Annotated in this window: 19 protein-coding genes; 12 read left to right on the top strand and 7 right to left on the bottom strand. The window is 38.2% G+C overall.

All coding sequences use genetic code 11. From position 1 onward, the window contains the following. Positions 1-173: 173 nt before the first annotated feature. The 3 genes from HVN35_06015 (at position 174) to HVN35_06025 (ending at position 4,320) form a co-directional block, all read left to right on the top strand. Positions 174-548 (top strand): winged helix-turn-helix transcriptional regulator, encoded by a 375-nt coding sequence (locus HVN35_06015; GenBank protein ID NYB52093.1) that lies wholly within the window; start codon positions 174-176, stop codon positions 546-548. Positions 549-727: 179 nt separating this feature from the next. After that, the gene (gene lon / locus HVN35_06020; GenBank protein ID NYB52094.1) at positions 728-3,106 is read left to right on the top strand and encodes an endopeptidase La; all 2,379 of its coding nucleotides are present in this window, start codon (positions 728-730) and stop codon (positions 3,104-3,106) included. Between the two features lie 329 nt (positions 3,107-3,435). Next, complete coding sequence (locus HVN35_06025; protein ID NYB52095.1) at positions 3,436-4,320, top strand: tetratricopeptide repeat protein; 885 nt, start codon at positions 3,436-3,438, stop codon at positions 4,318-4,320. Between the two features lie 160 nt (positions 4,321-4,480). On the opposite strand, the gene HVN35_06030 is transcribed toward HVN35_06025, so the two are convergent. Then, positions 4,481-5,233 (bottom strand): metallophosphoesterase, encoded by a 753-nt coding sequence (locus HVN35_06030; protein NYB52096.1) that lies wholly within the window; start codon positions 5,231-5,233, stop codon positions 4,481-4,483. 540 nt (positions 5,234-5,773) lie between these two features. Between HVN35_06030 and HVN35_06035 the strand changes: the two genes are divergently transcribed. Further along, positions 5,774-6,163: a hypothetical protein gene (locus HVN35_06035; protein ID NYB52097.1), complete on the top strand. Its 390-nt coding sequence runs from the start codon at positions 5,774-5,776 to the stop codon at positions 6,161-6,163. Between the two features lie 254 nt (positions 6,164-6,417). Here the strand turns inward: HVN35_06035 and hmdC are convergent, their stop codons facing one another. The 6 genes from hmdC to HVN35_06065 form a co-directional block, all read right to left on the bottom strand. Beyond that, a complete protein-coding gene (gene hmdC, locus HVN35_06040; GenBank protein NYB52098.1) occupies positions 6,418-7,923 on the bottom strand; it encodes a 5,10-methenyltetrahydromethanopterin hydrogenase cofactor biosynthesis protein HmdC in 1,506 nt (501 codons plus the stop codon). A 282-nt stretch (positions 7,924-8,205) separates the two neighbouring features. Continuing rightward, entirely contained in the window at positions 8,206-9,231 is a 1,026-nt protein-coding gene (locus HVN35_06045) for a H(2)-dependent methylenetetrahydromethanopterin dehydrogenase-related protein (protein ID NYB52099.1), read from the bottom strand. A gap of 48 nt (positions 9,232-9,279) precedes the next feature. After that, a complete protein-coding gene (locus HVN35_06050; GenBank protein ID NYB52100.1) occupies positions 9,280-9,729 on the bottom strand; it encodes a hydrogenase iron-sulfur subunit in 450 nt (149 codons plus the stop codon). A 90-nt stretch (positions 9,730-9,819) separates the two neighbouring features. Further along, entirely contained in the window at positions 9,820-10,968 is a 1,149-nt protein-coding gene (locus HVN35_06055; GenBank protein ID NYB52101.1) for a Coenzyme F420 hydrogenase/dehydrogenase, beta subunit C-terminal domain, read from the bottom strand. Positions 10,969-10,978: 10 nt separating this feature from the next. After that, entirely contained in the window at positions 10,979-12,082 is a 1,104-nt protein-coding gene (locus HVN35_06060; GenBank protein NYB52102.1) for a molybdopterin-dependent oxidoreductase, read from the bottom strand. 176 nt (positions 12,083-12,258) lie between these two features. Continuing rightward, the gene (locus tag HVN35_06065; protein ID NYB52103.1) at positions 12,259-12,645 is read right to left on the bottom strand and encodes a pilus assembly protein; all 387 of its coding nucleotides are present in this window, start codon (positions 12,643-12,645) and stop codon (positions 12,259-12,261) included. Between the two features lie 909 nt (positions 12,646-13,554). Here HVN35_06065 and mcrD point away from each other — a divergent pair. The 8 genes from mcrD (at position 13,555) to HVN35_06105 (ending at position 20,501) form a co-directional block, all read left to right on the top strand. Then, positions 13,555-14,019 carry a methyl-coenzyme M reductase operon protein D gene (gene mcrD / locus HVN35_06070; protein NYB52104.1) on the top strand — a complete coding sequence of 155 codons (465 nt, stop codon included), beginning with the start codon at positions 13,555-13,557 and terminating at the stop codon, positions 14,017-14,019. 296 nt (positions 14,020-14,315) lie between these two features. Further along, the gene (gene hmd, locus HVN35_06075) at positions 14,316-15,350 is read left to right on the top strand and encodes a 5,10-methenyltetrahydromethanopterin hydrogenase (protein NYB52105.1); all 1,035 of its coding nucleotides are present in this window, start codon (positions 14,316-14,318) and stop codon (positions 15,348-15,350) included. 254 nt (positions 15,351-15,604) lie between these two features. Then, complete coding sequence (gene bioB / locus HVN35_06080; protein ID NYB52106.1) at positions 15,605-16,639, top strand: biotin synthase BioB; 1,035 nt, start codon at positions 15,605-15,607, stop codon at positions 16,637-16,639. Positions 16,640-16,781: 142 nt separating this feature from the next. Next, on the top strand, positions 16,782-17,261 hold the full coding sequence (locus HVN35_06085) for a DUF3236 domain-containing protein (protein NYB52107.1): 480 nt from the start codon (positions 16,782-16,784) through the stop codon (positions 17,259-17,261). Then, a complete protein-coding gene (locus tag HVN35_06090; protein NYB52108.1) occupies positions 17,258-18,037 on the top strand; it encodes a DUF1188 family protein in 780 nt (259 codons plus the stop codon). The genes HVN35_06085 and HVN35_06090 overlap by 4 nt, the downstream gene beginning before the upstream one ends. After that, positions 18,024-18,746: a Nif3-like dinuclear metal center hexameric protein gene (locus HVN35_06095; GenBank protein ID NYB52109.1), complete on the top strand. Its 723-nt coding sequence runs from the start codon at positions 18,024-18,026 to the stop codon at positions 18,744-18,746. The genes HVN35_06090 and HVN35_06095 overlap by 14 nt, the downstream gene beginning before the upstream one ends. A 560-nt stretch (positions 18,747-19,306) precedes the next feature. Further along, the gene (locus tag HVN35_06100) at positions 19,307-19,936 is read left to right on the top strand and encodes a hypothetical protein (protein NYB52110.1); all 630 of its coding nucleotides are present in this window, start codon (positions 19,307-19,309) and stop codon (positions 19,934-19,936) included. Positions 19,937-19,991: 55 nt separating this feature from the next. Beyond that, positions 19,992-20,501: a UPF0254 family protein gene (locus HVN35_06105; protein NYB52111.1), complete on the top strand. Its 510-nt coding sequence runs from the start codon at positions 19,992-19,994 to the stop codon at positions 20,499-20,501. Positions 20,502-20,676 lie beyond the last annotated feature (175 nt).

Here is a 20,676-nt window from a genome sequence, read left to right on the forward strand (position 1 = left end):
AATGCAAAAAACGTCTTGAATTATTTTCATCATGGTTTTATCAGTTTTTTTTCTAATGATGGTCTATTTTTTTCTTAATGTTTTTAATGAATTTTGAGTATGGTATAATAATAACGGTCATAAAATCAGTATGATAGAAAAGTATATAAGCATATTCTTATATACTACATGTTATGCTGAGGATTAATTCCAAGTCAACATTGGAGGCAACCGAAGAAATGGAAGAGGTTTTTAAGGCCCTGGCCAATGTTAACCGGTTGCTTCTTATTTATGCACTGGCATCTGGAGAAATGGAGAAAATCAGTGTAACTGAAATATCCAGAAACATGGGCATCACACAACCTGCAGCATCACAGCACCTGAAAATCCTAAAAAATGCTAAGATCCTCAAGGCAAAAAAAGAGGGAAACTATATATACTACCGATTCAACAAACAATCCCTTCAAAAACACCATAAAAGAATTGATTTTTTATTTAAATGTGCTTTTGCCAAATGCAATCAACTGGAAAAATCAAAATGCTGCCAGTTGGAAAAAGGGGAAGAATAAATCCAGCCCAATAGAAGACCCCATAAAAGCCTGCATTTTTTTTCTGAAAGCTTTTTTCAGAGCACTAACTAGAAGTTTAAAATGGAGAATTAAAAACTAAATTGAGTTAAAACTGAAATTGCGAGTATTAGACTTATCATATGAGTAAAAAGGAGATTTAAAAGCCTACGGGTGATAATATGGAGAAAATAAACGAAAATCAAGAACTGCCTGTGTTAGTTTTACCAGACATGGTTTTATTACCTGAAACTAACATGAATCTTAAAATTACTAAAAAGATGGGGAGGGAAATTCACAACCGGGTTAAAGACCATGATTACTTTGGTGTAGCTGTGGCTACTAAAGAAGGGCTACCTGCCAGGTTCTATGCCACATCAGATTTATACCATGTAGGTTCATTGGTAAAAATAGAAAATGCCACTGAAATGAGAGATTTTTATCATTTAAAGGTGGAAATCATTGAAAGAGTACAAATCGACGAATTCATACAGGACGGGATAAACTATCGTGCTAAGTACCAGCTAATCCCTGACCTGGCTGATTTAGACCCAGATAATCAGGAAGAAATCCTTAAACACGTGCGTTATCTGGTTAGTGAAATAAGTGAAAACTTCAAAGAATCCAAAGCCTATGCAGATCAGATAAATAAAATGACTGACGTGGGTAAAGTTATTGCCACTATTTTCCCCTACATGAGATTATCCCTGGAAGAAAAACAGGAATTCCTGGAAACACGCTCACTTAGGGAGAAAAGCCTGAAGTTCCTGGACATACTTATTGAACAGAAAGAGTCTATCCAGTTTCAGATGGAAATGGCAGCCAAACTAAATGAAGAAATGAACAAAAAACACAGGGAAAACCTCCTGAAAGAACAGCTACGTGTAATTCAGGATGAACTAGACGAGGCAGAGGGCAGTCCACGTAAAAAGGATTACCGGGATCTCATTGAAGAAGCAGGTATGCCTGATCATGTACGGGAAATTGCCCTGGAAGAGGTGAACAAACTAGAAAGACAGGGTCCGCACAGTTCTGAGGAAAATGTCATAAGAAACTATCTGGACCTTTTAGTGTCTCTACCCTGGGGTGAAAGCCAGATTAAGGATATTGATATTGAAGCCGCCAGGAAGCTCTTAAATGAACAACACTACGGTCTGGATAAAGTTAAAGATCGCATCATCCAGCACCTGACAGTGATGAAACTCAAACAAAACAAACAGGGATCCATCCTCCTATTGGTGGGCCCACCAGGAACTGGTAAAACAAGCCTAGGAAGGAGTATAGCCGAAGCATTGGAACGTAAGTACGTTCGTATCAGTCTGGGTGGGGTTAAGGATGAATCAGAAATCCGTGGGCACAGGAGAACCTACGTGGGAGCATTACCCGGACGTATAATTCAGGGAATGAAACGTGCCGGTGAACGAAATCCGGTGTTTATCCTGGACGAAGTGGATAAACTCATGGCCTCCTACAGTGGTGATCCGGCCAGCGCCCTATTAGAGGTCCTGGACCCGGAACAGAACCATACCTTCTCTGACCATTACCTGGAAGTGCCCTATGATCTGTCAGATGTGTTCTTCATAGCCACTGCCAACTCCCTGAAGGGGATACCAGCTCCCTTAAAGGACCGTATGGAGATCATAGAAATAGGAAGCTACACCAGCCATGAGAAATTCCACATTGCCCGAAACCACCTTATTGAAGAAGTCCTGGAGGATAATGGTCTGAATGAGGGGCAGCTGGTGTTCGATGATGATGCCATTAAAACCATAATAGAAAAATACACCAGAGAAGCGGGTGTCAGAGGACTGAAACGCCAACTAGCTACTGTGGCCAGGGTGGCATCTGAAAAAATTGTCCTGGGCAAAGTCGACCTCCCCTACGTGATTCGAGAGGATATGTTGTATGATCTACTTGGTCATGAACTTATCCAGATCCACCAGGCAGGTAAAAAGAACCCTCCGGGGGTGGTAACTGGTCTGGCCTGGACTCCAGTGGGTGGAGACATCCTCTTCATTGAAGGGGCCTTCATGCCCGGAACTGGGAAACTAATGCTAACTGGGCAGTTAGGTGACGTTATGAAGGAATCTGCCAAGATTTCCCAGAGCCTCATACGCTCCAGATTGGCTCTCAACCTAAAAACTGTGGAATTTGACAAGAAAGACCTGCACATACACGTACCATCAGGTGCCATTCCCAAGGACGGACCATCTGCCGGTGTAGCCTTACTCACCACCATTGCCTCTCTGGTAACTGGACATGAGGTGGATCCTAAACTGGCTATGACTGGTGAAATATCCCTCCGAGGAGCAGTGCTACCAGTGGGAGGTATTAAAGAGAAAGTACTCGCCGCCCACAGGGCAGGAATAGAAAGGGTCATCCTACCTAAAGAAAACCTTAAAGACCTGGATGATGTTCCAGAGGATGTCAAGGCAGAAATGGAGTTCATACCAGTAGAAACAGTGGAAGATGTTATAGGAGAAACCATAGGTATTAAACTACCCAAACCAGTCTTAATGGACATCTCCACTGACACTTTAACTGGTGGGGCAGGCACCTAGAAAGGCACCTAGAAAAAAAAACTTGAAAACTGGCATCATCTCTCCTTAAATCCATTTTAGTGGAATGAGAGATGATATTATCTATTTTTTTTTTAAATATTGTAAAATATTGTAACAAAGATACTCGCTAATTTCTCGTGAATCAATCTTTGCTTCATAAAGTAAAATTCTGCCTACTTCAAACTAGTATTATCTTCAAATACTTTATTTTTGGATTTTTTAAGATTAATCACTCCCATTACCAATAAAACCATTTAGAACAGTTTTTGAACTTTATCCCAAATTTTTATATTTGATAATAAAGATATAATATGGACAGGAGGGTTCTAATGAAATCCAAGGGTGCTCACTACTACATTGAAAAGGGGATAGAAACATGGTTAGACCATAAAGATTATTTTGAAGCAATCAACCTTTTTTCCAGGGCATTGGAATTCGAACCACATAATCCTGATGCTCATCTGTTGAGGGGGGCAGTATACGTTGATGTGGGGGATCTGCATCGAGCACTTAAAGATTACAATAAGGCATTAGAATACAACCCGGAAAATATCGGACTATTTTTTGATAAAGGAACAGTTCTGTTCTACCTGGGTGAGTATCATAAAGCTATTCGTTCTTATGAAAAATTTCTCTCAAAAGAACCCCATGATGTGGATGGTCTGTACTTTAATGGGTTAGCCTACCATTTCATAGGAGATAATGAAAATGCTCAAAAATTAATAGATGAAGCTCTGGGATTAATTGAAACCTCCGATGATCTTTACCCTGATCTGTGTAATGCCAAGGGGGAGATACTCTTTGACCAGGGAGATTACCAGGCTGCCATTGGATTCTTCCAAAAAGCAACAGAATCAGATCCCACATCCTTCATTGCTCTTTACAATACTGGTCGTGCCTACTATGAAATGGGAAAACTTGAAGAAGCACTGCAATATATCGAGTCTGCATTAAAAATTGAGCCTAAAGAATGGGATGTCCTTAATTATAAAGGACTTATACTGATGGATATGGGTAGGGAGGAAGATGCTATCCAATGTTTTGATAAAATCATCCAGTTACATCCCATATATTTCCCAGCATGGTATAACAAAGGAGTTACTCTCAGAAATCTGGGAAGAACTGAAGAAGCACTGGAACACTTTGAAGAAGCAATCAAACTCCTCTTAGATAAGAAACCGGGCATAACCAAGGGTATGTGTTTAAAACTTTAGATGACATTTTTGATTGATTAGGTGACTTTGAAAGTTGAATAATATTTTATAATCCTTTTAAATAGTATCTTATAATCCTAATTTCATTTTCTATAATCTTCAATTAATTTTCAAGTCTTTTTTTCTATCCCTTTTTTATCCCTTTTCTATCCCTTCAGATCTATCCCTTCTTTTCAAGTTCCACCACGATGATCTGGGGTCTTGCAAAAAACCTTAAGGGGAATATGGTGGTGCCCAGACCATTACTCACGATTAAGGTACTGTTTTTCTCTTTTATAACGCCTGTTCTGTATTTATTATCATAATCTGAATGTGTTGTTGGTGCGAAAAGTCCGAAAAAGGTCACCTGCCCTCCATGGGTATGGCCGGATAAAACTAGGTCAACCTTGGATTTATTCACCTGGGGAAAGTAATCCGGGTTGTGGGTAAGTAAGATCACAAAGTCCTGGGGAGTGACCACTGAAGTGGTGGCACTCTGGATATGGGCTCCATTGTTGTAGTCTCCCACTCCACCCAGACGGATCCGGGCACCATTTTCTTGGATCCAGGTTCCTTTGTTCCCTATATAGGTGATTCCATATTTAGGAATGGCTTCCAGGGTGTAATACTGGGGGTCTTTGTTTCCCAAAACTGCGTAAACACCCAGAGGTGCTTTTAATTGGGATAATGAACTAAATGTTGAATTTATGTATTCAGGATCACCATCCACATAATCCCCTCCCAGCAGTACAAGGTCCGGTTTCAGGGCATTAACCTGATTAACCAGATTATCAATCTGATCCTGCCTAAAATTAGGTCCGGCGTGAATATCAGTTAGGAGAACAATTTTTTTACCATCGAACTGGGCTGGTATCTGGTCAGATTCAATGATTATCGTTTTGGTTTCGATCCAGTGAGGCTCTATGAAATACATGTAACTCAGCAATAGTATAACAACTAATGCCAACAAGTAACGTTTTTTGATCAAAAAGACACCTATAATGAGTTGATTTTATTACATTATGGATTTATTTGGAATTTTAATAGGTTTTTTGGAGATATATGTGAGTATTTCGTGTTGATATAATCCTGCTTAATTGGTGGAGTGGAATTTTTAGGTAATAAGAACTGTTATTTTACAAATGTTTTTTAGATTAGGTACGTTTTTCATCTAAATAAGTTTTCGCTGTATCAAATCTATCGCTAATATTATGCTTAAAATGGGGAATTCTTGAAGATAGTTCTGTTTAATGAATCTTAAATAATCTTTAGTGATCATCTTAAGTAAAAAATATAATTGATTAATTTTTCAAATAAACCAAATATTGGAATTATTTTCATATAATTATTAACTTAAACTACTTAACCCTAAAATAGGAAATAATTAACCTCTTTCAATAATAATACTTTTATTTATAAAATTATTTATAGAACTTATGTCATATTAATACCATAAAAAGTAGGAGGATTATGTATGCAAGGAGATTTGAAAGATCTACTTTTAGGATTTAGGAAACACACTGGAAAAACCCAGAGTGAAATTGCCCAGGAACTGGAGGTACCCATGGAAATCGAGACAGCCATAGAATGGGGAACTTATAAACAACCCACGGAACAATTGGTGGATAAGATTAAGAAGTTAACTTCACAGTTCGACCAGAATGATTTGATTAACATTGGAAGAGGTTACCGTCTAATAGATGAGTTGGGCCCAGACTCTAAGTACTTCATCCGTGGCCTTAAACAAACAAGAGGAATAGATCCCAAGGAACTACTCAACCAACCAGAAGAAGAGTTCTACCGGATTATTGGAAGTGTTAACCTGGATGAGTTTGATGTGGTTATGGCTGGTAGGAAGGCTTAAACTAGATAGGAATCAGGTTTGAATGCATTTTTTAAATATTTTATATTCTACTCTTTTTTTGATTCATGTGATCATATCAATAACTCATCCTCCATAACAGGAAAAATTAATTGTAATTAAAATTGAACTAATTATATGTTTTTGTTTTATTTTTTTAAGACAGTTTTTTGCGCATTAAACTAATGGGATTGTATTATTTTTTATTTTTGAGTTTGCCTATAAAAAAATAAATTTTAATCATTAAATTTTTATCTTCAAATTAGGGTAATGGATTCGTCCAGCTTCCGGGATATCTGGGTAACCAGTTCGGGGATGGTGGAAGTAATAATAGTGTGTTCCGCATTTTGGGATGCTTTTATATCATCTGTGGAGGCTCCAATGATGGTGGATGGTAGTTGTTCATTTAAGATATCCACAGTTACCTTCTCCACCCAAGGATCCTTATCACTGATGATGATCTCATCCATATCTTGACTCAGTTCTTTAGCCAAAGCCCATGAAACGAATCTTCCCCCAAGCAGTGCAGCACTACTACCAGTCAAACTTTCATGAACACTCTGAATGGTTCTTTTAACCTTCACTTTCTCATAAAGAGGCGATGATGGAACCACTGCCCAGTGAGCATCACCAATGGGGAATTCACCTATCTTCTGGGGATAAACATTCTCCGGCCCCACCACTTTAATGGCACGGGCCAGTGCTTCCAGTTCATCCCTCTGGATGGGTACTCTGGTCAACGACGGCTTCAGTTCTTCTCTAATGATCTTTATCACACGGGGAAGTCCAAAATTGCCTTTTTTGGCAGTTCCGGGACTGTAACCACACATGTAACCATGATGGTTTTTGGGAAAACCAGTGATAATGGCATTAAGACCAGCACGCAGTCCCACCCGGCATTCATCTTCATAGGCACCATTGGTGGCCACGATCTTACCTGGCACCAGAATACGGGCCATAGCCACTGCCTTGGCAAAGGATTCCAGACGGTCATTTGACTGGTTAAAGGGACCTCCCTCCAGTACAAAAACATCCACTCCCAGTTGTAAGGCTTTCTCAAAACCGGTGATAAGATCATCGTAACCATCACCAATGAACATGATGGCCTCCACTCCTTTACCATATTTTTTGGCCAGCTGAGCAATCTCTTCAGCCTCTTCCACGGGTGCAGCATGTCCCTCTCCACCCTGGGCACTGGTTAGGTTTATGGCCACTGATGAAGAGCATTTAATCCAATCATCCCTTTCATCTAAAGCTGATTCCTCTTTATCCAGCAGTCGGGCATGAATACGGTCCCGGGGGCATCCCTCAAATGGAGGACCTTCAAAGTAGCACTGACCAGGGCATTTAACTATCTCCCTGGGGAAGCGCATGGCTCCGAACCTTCCAAAGTGATCCAAATCCAGGGGCACATCTGTGGTCTCCCGAACCTCCTGGAGAACATCAATACCCCTCATACCCTCTTTTTCTGCGATATCTGCAAATGCATAGGCACACACATGAATTGAAGCACCGATCATATCAGATAGAATACAGTTTCCCAGCAAATCATCCTTACTTATGTCTGATGCACAGGTACCCACCACTATCTCGGTAAGATCGCATCCCAGAGGGAATTTTTTGAAATTCATTCCCAGTTGTGTGGCTTCGGGAGTTGATAATTCACTGACTGCATCCACCACATCCAGGACATTTTTATCTGATTTACTGAGTTCAAGAGCTGAATCCATGTCACCTACTGCATCTTTGATTATATCGTGCACTAAAATCACCTTTTAAATTTTTTAAAGTCTTTAATGGTTAAGAATACACATTGTTAGTTTTTTAATCCCCTTCCGGTTTTAGTGGGTTCTAGTTATAATAATTGGTTAAGCTATTTAAAAGTTAGTATAAAATAAATTTTAAGTATTACATAATAGTGATTAAGCCGGGAAAAAATCATAACTATAAAGTAGAATTTCTTAAGATTATTTTGGAGTCAATATGGCATGTAAAAAATTTATAAAAAAATAGAAATTCAAACCATTTTTGTTTTTAAATGGTTTTCACTCAAACATCTTACGCATGCACCTTCTGATAGTGCCTTCGGATGCACGTTCTCCCATAAGGGCCAGTAATTCATTGGATAATGCTTGAGCAGCTACCAGGTTGGTTGGTTTTATTTCTGCATCCTTAGCATTCTGCATCAGCTCCGGATCCAGATGGGAAAGGGTTTCTAAAGCAGAATCTAATTCTTTCTGTTCTTCTAAAAGGTGCATAGAACTGGCGCTTTTCACCAGTAACTCTGGATCCATGGCCTTTAAGAGCCCCTCAACTCCGGAAGACTCCACCAGGGAGGCCATGGTCTGCAGGGTCATTAGTATCTGTTTTTCAACCATCTCCTTCGGAGCTTTAATGATCTTGGTTCCAACCTGATAATAATCCAGAACACCAGAAAGTGTCACCGCAGTTACCAGGGATCCCATATCTGCCACTGCCGATGAAACATCAGCTGGTACAATGTAGGCATCTTTCTGGCAGCTTTTAACCAGATCAACACATTTCTGGATCTGCTCTGCAGTTGCCAGGTCCAGATCATTGGTGGTGTGCCCTCCAATCACGTAATGTCCGTGTTGTGGAGTTCCTGGAACTGCTGCCGGGTGCATGGAACAGATTCCAACATCTTTCCTTTTTCTTTTTATTTCAACCTCCAGTACATAGTAGAGTACCAGGGGAGATACAGTACAGGTGTTGGCAATCACCCCTTCGTCAGGGAGGTGGGATATGATATTTTTAGCAATTTTGAATGTGGGTTTTCCGAAGGGTGTGAAAAGGATGGCTACTTCTGCGTTTCTGGCCGCTTCAGCATCATCAGAAGTAACTGTAACCCCAGCATCTTCCACTATCTTCCACATATTGGAGGGAAACATCTTCTCATCAGGTTCAGCAAGGTAAACCTGATGGCCTGCATTTGAAAACTCCATAGCCATTCTGCTACCCCCATATGGTGGGGTTCCCCCATACTTTTCAGGTAGTTTCAGCTGATTCACGTAAAGGTCCTGATTTCCAGCACCATAAACTGCAATTTTCATTTTTTTATCACCAAAAAATAAGATTAAAAAAATTAAAATAGTATTATTTTAAGCTTTTGCTGCAGTTTTTGCAGGGGCAGTTAGTTTTGGCAGGGATCTTTTTAGGGGTCCTTTAGATTTGATGGTATCTGTAAATTCCCGCATGGTTTTTTGGAACTTCTCTCCTTCGGAAGCGGATATCCATTCAAATCTGAACCTTTCTTTGTCTATACCAAATTCCGGTAGAAGGTCTTCAACCATTTTAGCCCTTCGGTTCCATTTATAATTCCCTGCATCGTAGTGGCAGTCCCCCATATGACAACTACCTACAAAAACACCATCTGCCCCTTCTTTGAAAGCTTTAAGCACCATTGATGGGTTGATTCTACCAGAGCACATCACCCTTAAAATTCTAACATTGGGTGGGTACTGCATCCGTGCAGTACCTGCAGTGTCTGCACCTCCATAACAACACCAGTTACAACAAAATCCCACGATTTTTGTATCATCTTCTGACATTCTATCACCCTTAGTTTTTTTAATCCCTAAGTTTTCTAATAATATTTTCAGATCCAAGTTTTTACAGATTCACGTTCTCTAATTGTTTTTTTATTCCTTTTCTGGACTGTAAAGTGGTGGCAATTCTTCACTCACACCAGCTACGAATCCAGTTTCATCCTGGTATTTTTTCTGCATTCTATGGAATATGCGAGCCAGAGGAATCTCCATGGGACACACATCTTCGCACTGTCCACAGTTAACACAGCTGAAGCTCATATGGGACAGTCTGACTCCCTGGAAGGTGAGAGGATCAGGTGCTATTTCTTTTTCATCTGCATAGAAATCTTTTTCCAGATCGCAATCCTTGCAGAAACATAAAGGACAAACATCCCGACAGGCATAGCACTTTATGCAACGGTTCCAGTATTCATCCCAGTTTTCTTGATCAGGATAATTTTCCTCCAGATATTTATCCTGGAATTTACGGGCTAATTTAATCATAACTCCCTCTATTTTTTCCCTTATAACCATTGCCTTTTCAGAAGGAGTCTTAACTTCTATATATCCATTCTGTCTAGCATTTTCCACCAGATCCTTTCCTTTCTCGGTTACTACTTCTATGAAGGTCCAACCCGGTTCTGCCCCCCAGTTACCACAGGCCATATCCGCATTGCGTGGGATTTTCAGTTCGCATCTTTGACAGTTGCCACGTCTTCCAAATCCTTTTTCTTCCAGTTCATCGATTTCCACAGATTTATGTGTACCATCAGCCAGTTCGATGATGAATTTCCCTTTATCAATTTCTTCTGCCACTACATCTGCCGGGTCCACATCATAGAACATCTCTATCATTCTGCGTGCGGTTATGGGCATCACTGTACCTCCACAGTTAAGCCCTATTTTGTAAATGGTGTCCGGGTTTATCTGATGCCTTTTTTCCAGTTCTTTTATGGCCATGGCATCGCAGGGTTTAACACTGACTGCCAATCTGATATCATTTAGATGTTTGCTTATCAAATCCCCAAACATGGTTGGTGCGCAGTGCAGGGAACCGCAGGTTTCAACTATGTCCTCTGAATCTTCAACCAGGATGGGAATACCATCATATACATCATCCCCTCTACTTAAAGTAAGCACACCATCAACCAGTTCCTGATCTAACAAATATTTGAATAAGGCACTTACAGCACCTCCACATTCTCCTCTCTTGGCTATTTCTTCATCCTTTGCTTTGGCAAGTAAAAATTGTGATTCCATTTACATCACCCTATAAATCCAGTCCCAATTTATCTGCAATTTTATGGATAATCTTCACATCATCCATAGCATTTCCTGGAGTTGCGACGATTTTTTTGAATTTTTGAATTTCTCCGGTGGTATTGGTGAAAGATCCTGACTTTTCTGCCCAGCAAGATCCTGGAAGTACCAGATCAGACATCAAAACCGTTTCATTAACGAAATAACCCTGTGTAATTATAAAATCAACATTTTTCAGGTAGTCTTCCATGTAAGAAACTGGATCATCTCCCAATACGTATAAAAGTTTTACTTTTTCCACCATTCCCTTTAGATCATCTTCCCCTAAAGCAGGGAGAATGTTCATAGCTCCTCTTCCATTACAGTCTTCCAGAACTGGCAGAATCTTAGCATTAGACTGTTGGAAAAATTTTAAAACCTTATTAAACTCATTTTTATCTTCTAATTTCCCAATAAGGACTGTGGAAGATTGGTCTAATTTATTCAGAATGTCACTGTCTATTTGTTCCATAATTGATGTTGAAGCTTGAATCTGTAGATATTTTTCCGAGTTGATGCTGGTGAGTGTTTTTTCAGGATAATCAAGTGTTATTATTTCTGCTCCATCATCTTTGGCTAAAATAACTCTTCTTCCAATTAAAGGGTTTTCTTTTAAAATGTCTCCCATAATCAGGATGAAATTGGAGTTTTCCACATCGCTTAGGGTGGCTGTTTCCAGGTCAAAGGTGGTGCTGTTTGGGGAATTGTATCCAATATTTTCAATTTTCAGTTTTTCTGAGAACTTTTTCAGTATTTCATATTCCTGGTTGGTGCAATTTCCTGAGGCAATAATTCCTATTTCATGATTCTCATAGGATTTAAATTGGGAAGCAGCCAGATAAAGAGCCTCTTCCCAGCTTGCCTTTTCAAGACCACCTTTTTTTATTAAAGGATTCTTCAGACGGTTTTCGCCTAGCATTTTAAAGGAATCTCTTCCTTTTTTACAGTTTTTTCCTTCGTTTATGGGATGTCTTTTATATGGATAGGTTCCTACAGCTTCTTGGTCTTTAATTATCAGGTTCACGCCGCATCCTACACTGCAGGAGGGGCAAATGGTATGTGCAACTTTGAACATTTTTTTTCACCTGCCATATTATGATATTGGCATATTAATGATGTTAAATCAAAATCTGAGTAATTTCAGATTGAAAATCTAACTTTTATTTATCTAAGGGCTTTAAAATGATAATAAACGATTAAATGTGGTTTTTTTAATGCAACTTGAATGTTTTTGAATGAATGTTTTTGAAATTAATTCTTGAAATCGTCGTAAACACAGTTTAAATATACTTCAGGAACGGTTTTAATGGTGATTACGTCATTTTTGGTAATGTTTATCAGGTTCATCATGGTTTTCATACATTTTTCCAGAATTAATGGGGAAATTTCATGGGACCTTTTCTCCAAATCCTCAACTTGCTTTTTGCATTCTAAAATACCCTGGACTGCGAATTGAAGTGGCATTTCACCTATCGATTTGAGGGTGCAAACATATTCCATGTTTCCTTCATCTGATTTGATGTATTCAATACTCCAATCCACGTTCAAATTAAGATTACAGCTACGAGGATTTGTATTGGGCCGGATCATTTTGATCTTGTTTATGGAAATATCCACATTTGTATTACTAGTTATCATTTTTATATTACTCCTACTCTGATTAATAATTGCTTAAGTAGTATTACATTTATAAAGGTTTTGGTTATTCAAAATTATTATTAAGCATTTAAAAAGAATAAGTCAATGAAATATTGTTTATTTTATATTAGAAAGACTAAATAATATTTTTATTGTAAAAATAAGTAAGAATGACTCTTTTATTTGCTTTAGTAATAATAATATTCAAAAGAAGTATGGGAAAATTAGGGCGGGGTTTATTGAATGAGGCTTTTATAAATGATTTTGGTCTAAGTTAAAAACAGGAAAAAATATTATTATTCATATACTATTTATTACAAATAAAGGGATGCATTTTTTATCAAAATCAGTTTGAGCGGATGACTTTATAGACTACTCTCATTAAAAAAACCTCAAAAGTTCCTCTAAATTAATTCTTTTCATTTAAATAAATGGGGATTGTAAAGTTAAAGGGTGTTGGACTGTTCATTAAAATTTGAAATTCGTTTATTATGGTTCTTTCACCAAACAAAGATAAATTATGGCAAAGATTGTTTGCAAATATCGCTCAAACGCTAATAACTTTTAGCCCCTGTTAATCGAAAAGATTATATACTTCTTACTACTTCTTTAATGACTAACTGATAGTAATAAAATAAATAATAGTTATATTATTACTGTCGGTTATAACTGTGTATGGCAAACAAATGGAATGCCACCATTTACTGCCAAATTCCTTCCTACAGAAAAATGGAGACGACTTGTCTCCTTTATTCTTATTAGAAGATCATAGAAGATCATCATAGAAGATCAAATTTCAAATGAAAATAATTAGAGATCGAATGGAAATTTATTAATTGAATTGTACTTAGGTGATTAAATGAATAATATTCAATTTAAATCAAAAAAAAACTAAAAGAGGTTATGATTATGGGTGTTGAAGCTCAAAAAACAGATATTGAAATATTTCCCCACAGATTGTTAGGTTGCAAGACCACGGAAAAACTATTAACTGACCTGAAGGATATTGATGCAGTTAACAGAATAGTTCTCCATGGGAGGAAAATGCCTCCAGAAAACGGAGAAGAACCTAGATTTATCACTATTAAAGGTGAAAAAATAGATTTACATATTAAAACAGGCCGGGTTCTAATTGAAATCACAACTCAGGAAGTAGAAGATCCAGATGAATTCCATGAAAATGTGAGGAATATATGTAGGCGACATTTACCCTTTGGATTCAACCTCACTGAAGGAACTTTCATCCGTAAACAGAAAACAGTCAGTGATAAACTAAAATATGGGGAGAATTTAGATCAAATTCCAGATCAGATGGTGGGATTAACTGATCAGAATGCTTTAATGAGTGAAAGAGCAACAACTATCAAGAAATAAAGGGATTTTTCCTTCAATACCAAACATTTTGTCCATCATTTCCTTCATTTCTCTGAAATAATCTGATTTGATGGACAACAAATTTTTTTTGTTCTTTTTGGACTTATTAGTAAAAAACTATTTTGTGTATATGCTTGTATATAATATTATTTTTTCAATTTTTTTATTATTTTATATTTGAATTCTTTATATTTGTGTCATAAATCAAAACATTTATATTACATTTAGACTATCTAATTTTGTACTACTAAAGTGATATGTAGTATTACAATTTAACTGAAAAAAGGAGTGAAAGTATGAAAGTTGCAATATTAGGAGCCGGTTGTTACAGGACCCATGCTGCCAGCGGAATAACAAATTTCAGCCGAGCCTGTGAAGTAGCAGAACAAGTTGGAAAACCAGAAATAGCCATGACTCATTCAACCATAATTATGGGTGCAGAACTCATGGAACTGGCCGGAGTGGATGAAGTCGTTGTGGCTGACCCTGTATTTGACAATGACTTCAAGGTAATTGATGATTTTGCCTATGAAGATGTCATAGCAGCACACAAAGAAAACCCAGAATCTATAATGCCTCAGATAAGGGAAAAAGTAAACCAAGTGGCTAAAGATCTACCAAAACCACCAAAAGGTGCAATTCACTTCACACATCCTGAAGATTTAGGTTTCGAAGTTACCACAGATGACAACGAGGCTGTGCAGGATGCTGACTGGGTAATGACCTGGTTCCCTAAGGGTGACATGCAGATGGGAATCATAGAAAAATTCGCTGACGACCTCAAAGAGGGCGCAATATTAACTCATGCCTGTACTGTGCCCACCACCATGTTCAAAAATATATTCGATGAACTGAGCAGTCCAGAAATGAATGTGGCCCCTAAAGTTAATGTTTCATCATATCACCCTGGTGCAGTTCCAGAAATGAAAGGACAAGTCTACATTGCTGAAGGATACGCAAACAACGAATCAATAGACCAGCTATTTAACATGGGTCAAAAAGCAAGGGCAAATGCATTCAAATTACCTGCTGAACTTTTAGGTCCAGTTTGTGATATGTGTTCTGCTTTAACTGCCATCACCTATGCCGGAATATTAGGTTACCGAGACTCAGTGATGGATGTACTGGGAGCTCCTGCAGGATTCGCCCAGATGATGGCCAAAGAATCCTTGGAACAGATCACAGCCCTTATGAACACTGCTGGAATCGACCACATGGAAGAAAAACTGGACCCAGGAGCATTACTGGGAACCGCAGATTCCATGAACTTCGGAGCCACAGGAGAAATATTACCAACCATTTTAGAAGCTTTAGAGAAAAGGGCACAATAAACATGCCCTTTCATTATTATTTTTTAAAATTTAAAGCAAAAAAATGGCCAAATTAAAATAAAATCGCACCCCATTATTGGTAAATCAGTATTTACTGGTGAAAGTATTTACTATGAATCATGTTCAGAATAATCCAAGTTTAGAAACTATCTTCAACTTAAAGAAATCCTTTATGTTATCTTAAAAAAGTTTAAAATTCTCATATCATCACATTCTATAAATAATCATTCAATAAAACGGTTTCAGGTGCTAAATTGATAAAAAAAATTATCAGCAAAGCTTTAGCTGAAAAAGAACTAAAAAAAGATGAAGTTTTGGAATTGTTCCAAACAAGACCTTCTGAGGATCTTACCAGAATTTTTGAAGCTGCCAGTCAAATCCGGGACTCAAATAGTCGTATGATTAAATTAACCTCCACTGTACATTTAACCAATGTGTGCACCATAACCCCTAAATGTAAATATTGTGGTTTTGCAGCTAAAACATCTTCGGAAGGGTATTATCATTCTTTTTCAAAAACTGAAGAAGAAATTTCCATGGCTGTTCAATCAATTGAAAAGGCAGGAATTCCACGTGTCAGTTGTTCCGGAGCCCATGGATATAAAGGTCAGCATGCTGTTCGCGCTGCCAGAATTGTGAAAGAAAACACCAACCTTGAATTACTGGTAAATGTCGGCTCAGATCTGAATCAGGAATCCATAAAAAAACTGGCAGATTACCAAACCGACACAGTATGCTGTAATTTGGAAACTATAAATTTAAAACTCTTCAATCATCTGAAACCTGGAGAAAGACTTAAAGACAGATTAATGACATGTAAAATGGTTAACGATATTGGTTTGGAGTTATCATCGGGTTTGTTAATTGGTATAGGTGAATCCTACTTGGATCGGGTGAATCATCTCTTCTTCCTAAAGGAATTCAACACACTGGGTGAAGTACCCATTATGGGATTCAACCCCTACCTGGAGACTCCCATGGAAAATCATCCTCCGTGTTCCCTAATTGAGCAAATGAAGACTGTTGCCATTACCAGATTGATCTTCAATAACCTGAGAATCACAGTTCCCACACCCACAATTGGTCCAGAAAATGTGAAGTATTCCCTGATGGCAGGGGCGGATAATGTGGCAACAGTTATACCAGATAACTATCCCCTGGATGTTAAAGGAGTGGGTTCTCCCACATTTGGAAACCTTAAAGAAGTCGTAAAGACCATTAAGGAGCTCGGACTCAACCCTCAAATAAATGAAATCCTCTGCCCGGTTAAGGAAGTGGGGATAACTTAAATTTAACAATCAAATTTAGGAAATTTAGGAATATAATTTTTAATGACCATGATGTATAATGATGGATGGAATTCATGAATAATAATTCACGAATAATTAATCTATAACTTGGAATTACAATTTAAAGGTAGGTTGTAACATTATGAACTTCGAAGAATCTGTTAAAAACGCCTATCAGGAATCCATTAATGATGAACGCTTCGGAGACACAGAAGACGAATTAATTGCCCTTCGCAATCATATCAGATCCTGTAAAAGGATTGTGGTTCCTAACAAAAACACGGTGAAAACTTCCGCCATAAACGAAGTTTTAATAAAATTTAATTTACCCAGTGCCGAGCACATGTGCATTCACACCAACTCTGCAGACCTATCACGAACTCCTGCAATTACCAAAGCCTTACTGGCCCTTGATATATGTGACTGTGACCTGGTCATTGCCAGGGGACGGCTGGGAGTACCAGGTTCCGGATCATTACTGGTAATAATGGATAAAAAGGGCAGGATATTATCCGCTGCCACTTCACCATCTCATATCCTTCATGGTAAAGATGTACGGGATGCAGTAAAAGATGAAATAACTGAGGCACTTTTGAGAATCGGTTTTTCGGTGGTGGAATGATCATTAAGGAAAGGGGAATCACAGAAGAAGTTTTTACCATGTATTCAGGAATAGAAGTCGGAGAAATAGTTAACCGAATAACGGATATTAAAGCTGAGGCCACTCTGGGGTGGGTTAAGTCACTGGATGTGGAGGTTCAGGAGACAGTGATTGTAGGAGCCTACATCACTGGAATGAAACTGGCTGACCAATTCAAGAAATTTTCAAAGGTCACAGTTATTGACATTCAACCCCACCTAGCACACCTTCTAGGAGATGGTGTTGAGTTTTCTGATGACTTAACCAGGATCAGAAAAGCTGATCTGGTAATGGACACCACAGGTTTAGGGGGTTTAAGCCCGGAAACTGTTCGAGAGTATGTTAATTCTGATGTTCCCATATTCCTGGCAGAGGACCCCACCTCTGATGGAAGCGACCACCGAATTATGAAGAAAAGTAACATAAAGCACAGAATTAATGTTTCTACTTCTAAATACAAGGGAATTTTAAAAACAGGAGGGTTGAACACTAAAACTTCCGGGACCATGACTCTAACCATGGAACTTCTCAGAAAAAGCCTGGATGATGTTTTAGAAAGTAGCGGAGTTCTATATGGTGTGGCTGGTATGAATTTCTATGAAGGGGTTCTTTTCAAAGAAAAAGATCATAAAAAATTTCTATCCCTCCTCCAGGAACCTGCATTAATACTATCTGCACTTCAACCCTTATCCTCAGATGGGATTATTGAGAAATATCTCCGGAAAATAAATTCAAGGGTGGAAGATGTTAGCATCTGAATTATTCCAGTCACTTGAAAAAAAGGTTCCTCTCAAACTGGCCCTAAAGGATGATAAAGTAGGATTCATAGGCCCCGGCCTTCCGAGTGAAATTGAGGTGGAAAAAGTAGAAGTAATTTTAGATGTGCTTCCAGAAACTGATCTGGAAAGTAGGGAAGTGGACCTCCTGGTTTGTCACCATCCACCACTCTTTCCTCCAACTATTCCCACTTACATCATCCATTCCAATTGGGATATTGTCCAGGGCGGAGCCAACGACGCCCTGGCCCACTCCCTAAAACTAAAAGCTTCCCATGTTTTAGAAGATGAAACCGGAATAGGAAGGATTTGTGAAACAGATTGCAGCCTTGATGATTTCACGAAAAATGTATTTGATTCCATTGATGTAGATTATATTCGAATTGTTCCAGGGAACAATAATCGAATAAAAAAAGTAGCCTTAATATCAGGTTTTGGTTTAAATCCTCATTATATAAAACTTGCCAGTGAAAAAGGAGCAGATTTATTATTATCAGGGGATCTCACTCATCCTGGAAGCATACTTGCCCGGAAATTAGGCATTAATCTGGTGGATGCTACTCACCAGGCCACAGAAATTCCAGGGTTAATCAAACTTTGCCAGATATTCAGTGACTTGGGAGTAAAAGCCCATTTAAATTTCTCTGAAATGCCCTGGAAAACTCATTTAAAATCCAAAGATAATTTATAGGGTAATTAAAACTCTAATTGTTATATTGGAATAGTTTAATTAAAAATTTTAAACACTTTAAAGAGGTGAAATAAGAAAACCATGTAGTAATACTATTTTAAGACAAAGTATTTATAGTACTTAGTACTAATAAAACTTTGGAGAGGTTTTGCCTCATCACACCTCCTCCAAAAGTCAATAGAAGGATTTAATACCTTTAGGTAGAAAAATCCGGATATTGTATGAATGGTAGGGCATCTGAAGATTAAAAAAAACATTTTTCGCTCAAATGTATCACAATATTTAGATGCCCTGCAGTTCTATTTCTGTTGTTCATAGTACTTAAATTAACATTCTCTTAACTTATCCTTAGTCCGAGTATCTGAAATATACCTAGAATATTCCTGAAATAATAATAACTACAAATAATGACTGCAACCACAATTTTGAAACATGATATCACTCCAGTTTTCAAAGAAAGGATATATAAAGATTTTAAGAATTAGATTAAGATTATTATTAAATATGTTTGAGTTAAATAGTTTTAAATTTTTTTCAAGACGGGCTTATGAGGGTGTTATATGAGAATAGAAGAAATTGAAAATAACAAGGTTCCAGAGGGCCATGTGACTCTAGTTGGCTTGGGAAGACTGGGCATACGTACCGGACTTAACCTGGTTCAAACCCACCGGGGAGGTCCTCAAACAATAACTGCCATTGATTCCCAGAAAATCTCACAAGGGGATGTAATCTTCAGAATCCTGGGAGGAAAACTGGGACAATACAAAGTGGATCTTTTACGTGAATTCAGAGGAATTAAAGAGGTAATACCCATCCGCGAAGACATTAACCTGACAAATTTAGGTTTAATCAAGGGAGATGTGGTTTGTGTGGAAATAGCCGGGGGAAATACCATACCTACCACGGCAGCCATCATAAAAAAGGCCCATATGATTGGTGCCACTACCATAAGCACGGCGGGAGTATTTGGTGTAGGGGAAGAGGAAATAGAAGTACTGGAGATTTCCCAAGCAGATTCGAATAATCCGGTTGTCAATGAGTTAAAACAGGCTGGAATTGAAGAAAACCACACCATCATAACCACGGGAAAGTTCATAAAAGACCCGGAACCAGTAACTCCCTATGTACTGCAGGAAATTGCTGATATAATGACTAAGGAAATCTTAAAATCCTTAAAGATGAGGAAATGAAAGGAATGAATTATTGGAAATAATTATTCAGTAAATTTGTATTAGAGGGAATTCAATGACTCTGAAAATTGCCACAGCCGAGTGTTTCACCCATGGAATAGTAGCCCGCGAAATACATGCCTGGGCCCAGGGTTATCAGGGAGAATTCGGTCCAAATGTACTGAAGCCAGATAGCATAGATAAACTCCAAGGTGAGGTCCTGCTTCTGTGTGGACTGTTCATTCCCACACTCAGTGCACTTAAAACAGTTCTGAAGGTTGATGCTCCTGAACCTGCTGAATTGAAGAGAGGAATAAAGGTTTACTATGAAGAAGAGGATCAGGAGGTGGCAGTATTAATGGCTCAAGCTGTTAAAGACATATCAGGGGCGGATATAGGTATCGGAACCACCGCTGGGATTGGTAAGGGAGGAATTGCCATAGCGGGCGATGAATTCACAGTTCGAGCTACTTCTGATGTATACGCAGATCTGCTAATGCCTGACTCAGAGCAGCTTCTTTTGAGACAGAAATCCGGTGTAGAAAAAACCTTGCTTCTTCTGGAAGAGATTTTAGCTCCTGAATAACTTTTAGTACAGAATAATTTGATGAAAGTCAAAATCGGAAAAAAATAATCTAATCTGTTAAATCTTTCTTATAAGATTCCCAGTTCCTAATATTCTATAATAAGCTATATTCAAATAAAATAATATTATTATGTCTAAAATCAGTTCAGAACTTTTTTCCCAGTTAAAAAAAACT

The organism is Methanobacteriaceae archaeon (assembly GCA_013403005.1).
In the GTDB taxonomy this organism is placed as follows: domain Archaea; phylum Methanobacteriota; class Methanobacteria; order Methanobacteriales; family Methanobacteriaceae; genus Methanobacterium.

Coding starts and splice junctions, on each gene's coding strand:
- HVN35_06035 (NYB52097.1), top strand. CDS start 5,774: ATGCAAGGAGATTTGAAAGATCTACTTTTAGGATTTAGGAAACACACT.
- HVN35_06050 (NYB52100.1), bottom strand. CDS start 9,729: ATGTCAGAAGATGATACAAAAATCGTGGGATTTTGTTGTAACTGGTGT.
- HVN35_06095 (NYB52109.1), top strand. CDS start 18,024: ATGTTAGCATCTGAATTATTCCAGTCACTTGAAAAAAAGGTTCCTCTC.
- hmd (NYB52105.1), top strand. CDS start 14,316: ATGAAAGTTGCAATATTAGGAGCCGGTTGTTACAGGACCCATGCTGCC.
- lon (NYB52094.1), top strand. CDS start 728: ATGGAGAAAATAAACGAAAATCAAGAACTGCCTGTGTTAGTTTTACCA.
- HVN35_06100 (NYB52110.1), top strand. CDS start 19,307: ATGAGAATAGAAGAAATTGAAAATAACAAGGTTCCAGAGGGCCATGTG.
- mcrD (NYB52104.1), top strand. CDS start 13,555: ATGGGTGTTGAAGCTCAAAAAACAGATATTGAAATATTTCCCCACAGA.
- HVN35_06060 (NYB52102.1), bottom strand. CDS start 12,082: ATGTTCAAAGTTGCACATACCATTTGCCCCTCCTGCAGTGTAGGATGC.
- HVN35_06065 (NYB52103.1), bottom strand. CDS start 12,645: ATGATAACTAGTAATACAAATGTGGATATTTCCATAAACAAGATCAAA.
- HVN35_06090 (NYB52108.1), top strand. CDS start 17,258: ATGATCATTAAGGAAAGGGGAATCACAGAAGAAGTTTTTACCATGTAT.
- HVN35_06055 (NYB52101.1), bottom strand. CDS start 10,968: ATGGAATCACAATTTTTACTTGCCAAAGCAAAGGATGAAGAAATAGCC.
- HVN35_06030 (NYB52096.1), bottom strand. CDS start 5,233: ATGTATTTCATAGAGCCTCACTGGATCGAAACCAAAACGATAATCATT.
- HVN35_06015 (NYB52093.1), top strand. CDS start 174: ATGCTGAGGATTAATTCCAAGTCAACATTGGAGGCAACCGAAGAAATG.
- HVN35_06085 (NYB52107.1), top strand. CDS start 16,782: ATGAACTTCGAAGAATCTGTTAAAAACGCCTATCAGGAATCCATTAAT.
- HVN35_06105 (NYB52111.1), top strand. CDS start 19,992: ATGACTCTGAAAATTGCCACAGCCGAGTGTTTCACCCATGGAATAGTA.
- HVN35_06045 (NYB52099.1), bottom strand. CDS start 9,231: ATGAAAATTGCAGTTTATGGTGCTGGAAATCAGGACCTTTACGTGAAT.
- HVN35_06025 (NYB52095.1), top strand. CDS start 3,436: ATGAAATCCAAGGGTGCTCACTACTACATTGAAAAGGGGATAGAAACA.